Annotated in this window: 5 protein-coding genes, 1 tRNA gene and 1 rRNA gene; 1 reads left to right on the forward strand and 6 read right to left on the reverse strand. The window is 43.9% G+C overall.

The annotated features are described in order from the left end of the window. Positions 1–89: 89 nt before the first annotated feature. The 3 genes from ACTTK7_RS17040 to ACTTK7_RS17050 form a co-directional block, all read right to left on the reverse strand. Complete coding sequence (locus ACTTK7_RS17040) at positions 90–842, reverse strand: peptidoglycan DD-metalloendopeptidase family protein (RefSeq protein ID WP_462869295.1); 753 nt, start codon at positions 840–842, stop codon at positions 90–92. A 341-nt stretch (positions 843–1,183) separates the two neighbouring features. Continuing rightward, positions 1,184–1,837 (reverse strand): deoxynucleoside kinase, encoded by a 654-nt coding sequence (locus ACTTK7_RS17045; RefSeq protein WP_462869297.1) that lies wholly within the window; start codon positions 1,835–1,837, stop codon positions 1,184–1,186. Between the two features lie 80 nt (positions 1,838–1,917). Next, the gene (locus tag ACTTK7_RS17050; protein WP_462869298.1) at positions 1,918–2,460 is read right to left on the reverse strand and encodes a GNAT family N-acetyltransferase; all 543 of its coding nucleotides are present in this window, start codon (positions 2,458–2,460) and stop codon (positions 1,918–1,920) included. Between the two features lie 232 nt (positions 2,461–2,692). On the opposite strand from ACTTK7_RS17050, the gene ACTTK7_RS17055 reads away from it, so the two are divergent. Further along, positions 2,693–2,914: a hypothetical protein gene (locus ACTTK7_RS17055; RefSeq protein ID WP_462869299.1), complete on the forward strand. Its 222-nt coding sequence runs from the start codon at positions 2,693–2,695 to the stop codon at positions 2,912–2,914. 32 nt (positions 2,915–2,946) lie between these two features. Here ACTTK7_RS17055 and ACTTK7_RS17060 read toward each other — a convergent pair whose 3' ends face one another. The 3 genes from ACTTK7_RS17060 to rrf form a co-directional block, all read right to left on the reverse strand. Then, a complete protein-coding gene (locus tag ACTTK7_RS17060; protein ID WP_462869300.1) occupies positions 2,947–3,606 on the reverse strand; it encodes a poly-gamma-glutamate hydrolase family protein in 660 nt (219 codons plus the stop codon). A gap of 180 nt (positions 3,607–3,786) precedes the next feature. Continuing rightward, positions 3,787–3,862: transfer RNA gene (locus ACTTK7_RS17065), tRNA-Thr, on the reverse strand. Positions 3,863–4,018: 156 nt separating this feature from the next. Beyond that, a 5S ribosomal RNA gene (rrf, locus tag ACTTK7_RS17070) occupies positions 4,019–4,095 on the reverse strand; the annotation flags it as partial.

Raw genomic sequence — 4,095 nt, forward strand, 5'->3', positions numbered from 1 at the left:
AGTGTTATTGCATCATCAATATAAATGGTCGCTCGCCGGATAACGGAGGGGTCACCCCAACATTAGACATAGAACCTTTTTTGAGTTAATTAAAAAGAAACGTAGGAGCGCGGGTCAACAGCGTTCGATTTTGCTCCGTTCCAGGCACCTTCATGTACTTCAAAATGCAGGTGAGTGCCCGTACTCCGGCCGGTGTTACCCATAACACCGATACTTTCTCCCTGAGATACTGATTCCCCGTTTGATACGTTAATGGATCTTAAATGAGCGTACAGGGTATTGTACGTTTGTCCGTTAACAGTGTGCTCTAAAATAATTGTATTGCCGTAGCCGTTCATAGTGCCAGCGTATGTTACTGTCCCGGAAGCAGAAGCAGAAATGCTTGAACTGCCGCCGTACCCAATATCGATTCCGTTATGGGAGCCGCTTCCGCGCTGGCCATATTCAGACGTTACGGGACCGGAAGCCGGAAGTGCAAATCCAGTACTGTTATATGTGGATTCTGCAGCTACCGCTGTATCCTCTGATGAGTCAGAGCTGCTTTGCGGGGTAGTCGAATCTCCTAAATTCATCTCTCCAAACGTTTGTGGTCCGGCAATGCCATCGACAGAAATGCTCTGCGCTGCCTGAAACGCTTCAACACCCTGCTTTGTCAGCGGGCCAAAAACACCGTCTACAGGTCCTGCTTCGTAGCCTTTATCATTCAACCACTGCTGCAGCTCCGAGACGTCTGAATCTTTCATTCCTGATTTAAGGTTTTGATCCCCAATGGATGCGTCCGCTACTGAGGGAGCGAATAAAATTGCTGCCGCTACTGCTGAGCTCATGACAAATTTTTTCATAAATAATACACGCTATGTTTATTAACAGTGGTGCCTTTGGGATATGCCTTTGTTTCCTATATGTATAAACTCTGCCTGTTAATAAATTAACGCTGTCACCTCCTGATTTGTTATTTAGTATGTTTGCTTATGGCTTAGTATACGTAGCGGCTCTCAGCACTACAAGATCATACATATTGTTGTTAGAAAACTGTAAACTATTACAATTTTTTGAAATAAATCTGCAATGTTTGTCATGCAATAATATTCAATATTTATCCTTTTCCATACTTTTCCTTCATAATTTTCTAGTTATATAAGAAATAGCTCCCGGAGACTTTGTTCCCGGGAGCTTTGTTCTGTCATATTTTATTTTTCGCATGCAGGAGACCTTTCACCTGTTCCACCAGGTCTTCAGCGTCCTGCGGATTATGAACGACATCGGTCTTGTCCATATCTACAATTAGTGTATCACTTGCGCTATAGTAATTTTCCAGCCAATCGTCGTAGCCTTCCCACAGCTTCCGGTAGTATTCCACCAGCTCCTCGTCCTGCTCAAAATCCCGCCCGCGTTCGAAGATTCGGTCCATGACTGTTTCAAAGGAACCCCGCAGATAAACGTTAAGATCCGGTGCCTTTTTATAGGGGAGGCCGTCAATTTCTTTCATCATTTCTTCAAGCAGGCCTTCATAAATGGAAAACTCCATGTCGTTAATGTTCCCGAGGTCACGATTGATTTTTGTGAAATACCAGTCTTCATAAATACTACGGTCTAAAATAGCATCGTTATCCTTGTAAGCCTGTTTGATCGATTGAAACCTCGTCCGGAGAAAATAGAGCTGAAGCAAAAATGGGTACCTTTTTTCATTAATTTCTTTTTGATCTGCCTGATAAAACAAAGGAAGAATCGGGTTTTCTGATACATGCTCATAGTACACTTTCGAGTCCAGGCCTTCCCCAAGTATTTGCGCGACGCTCGTTTTGCCAATTCCAATCATTCCGCTTACTACAATCACCAAAAATAACCCCTCAATCTAATTATGAATTTGCACACATTGCATTATTATAATATATTTTGCTGCGCAGTTGCGACCATTTAAATTTTCCATTCTTCATTCAGCAGACTGTAAACTACAATATCCACGTATTGGTCATGCAGCCAGTGTTCCTGCCGCAGTATTCCTTCCTGCTTAAACCCCAGCCTCTCTGGCACCGCCTTGCTTTTTTCGTTAGCCGTGGCAACTTTAATAACGATTTTATTTAAGCCAAGCTGTTCAAAGCCATAAGAAATAAACGCTTTCGCAGCGTCAGTCATAATGCCTTTTCCCTGATAATCCTCTCCAAGCCAGTAACCAATTTCCCCGAGGCTGTTTTGATGATCCAGACGGTTGAATCCGGCTACGCCGGCAATGCTTCCCTGAAAAACGATACCAGCAGAAAAAAGTTTTTGATCCGCCCACCCCTGGCGCACACTATGGATGAACGCTTTTGTGTCCTTTTCTTCATTCGTATGATCAACCCACGGCAGCCATTGTCGTAGATAAGTCCGTGAATTGTCTGTCAGCGCAAAGACGGCCTGTGCATCTGATGGCTCCAGCAGTTTTAAATAGAGATCCTCACGAATACGGTATGTAAACATAAAAAGCTCCTTTCTTTTCCCAATATTATTATTGCGTACCATCCCCATGCGTTATACTTACAAGGGAGGGTGGGGAAAACCGGCAGCAATTTCAAAGCCGGGGCCCGTTCTGGTTCGTTTTAAAGCATACTTAAGTACATATAATTAATAAATAATGGAGGTGCTTCAACTGTCTGTTCTGCGACGCGCTGGCGTCATGTTCTTTACAGTTATGCTTGTATTCGGAGTGGGAATGATCTATCAAGCCCTGACATGGGAGCTGGGGGACAGCGCCCATGAAATACTCCGACTCGGATTTTATCTTTCAGCGCTTATCACCTTAACTCTGGCCGCAGCTCTTACTATCCGCGACCCACGGATACGGGTTAATACCGTATCTTTACTCGGAGGATTTCTTATCGGTCTTCTTTTTGCTGTAAACGCGGGTATTGCCTTTTATCAGCTTTTTATGTAATTGCCAGGCTTTTAAATCAGCCTGATAGTTGTTTATTTGGACATCTGCATTTCTTTCACGCGAGCGGTGGTTTCCGCCCGTATCATAGCTCTTCCAATCGCCTCGGCATACGCATAAAAAGAAGCAAGACGGTTGCCTCTATTCGCACTGCGCAAGTCTTCATTAGCAAAAAAAGCACGGCGCTGGGCTGAACTGATCTCAAGCTGTACACCCTGCATTCTTGCATTTTTATTACATATATTTCCTTCGCACTTTCCTTCTATAGCAGATGGAGGTTCAAAATCCACATTAAAACCGGCAGCAGCCAGCTCTGTACCTATAAGATTTGCCGTGAACGTATCCAGTCCTCCTATATAGGTTTTTTTCTCCTCATCCCGGTATCCGTGAAGAGTAACTGTAAATAAAGCTTCAGCAGCTAACAAGAGGGCTCTTGGTTCATCAAAACGTGTGGATCTGATATGCAGACTTCTGTTACCGGTACGCTTTTTGGCACGAAAATCATAAGCGGAAAAATGACAGCTGTGGTGAAGTTCTTCGACCAGTTCACTTGTTCCTGCTTCAATAGCTCCCCCGTGCGGTGCCAGAGCTGCCAGAGCTTTACGGCCGCCCTGAAGCACCCGTATTTCATAATCACGGCCTTCTAATTCTACAGCATTTAATTCAGCATAATCAGTGTACTTCTTTTTCCTCACTTAAACCTCACCACCGCTTCTTTAACAGTAACCATTCTTTTGTCGGAACGAGTATAGTTTACCCTATTCCGGCAATTTTTAAAATAAGGAGTATGTTTTTCCAGCGCGTCTTTTATTGAGAGCCGCCTGAATACAAAAAGCCAGCCCGGCATTTCGGACTGGCTTTGTCATTTAATTAAATGGAGCTTCCTACCGGATTCGAACCGGTGACCTCATCCTTACCATGGATGCGCTCTACCTGCTGAGCTAAGGAAGCAGATAAAATAAAACGTTTCAGCTATGTAAGTTTATGTATGACCTATTCAAGCACAAATACTATTGTAAAGGGCTTTGAAGACATAGTCAACCTCAATTATTAAATCATTTCATATAATAAAAGCCTTCCTCTCGAGTAAGAGAAAAAGGCTTTGGTGCCCGGCAGCGATCTACTTTCACGGGGGGAGAACCCCCGGCTATCATCAACGCTGAAGAGCTTAACTTCCGTGTTCG

The sequence above is a fragment of the Marinococcus tarijensis genome (assembly GCF_054971385.1).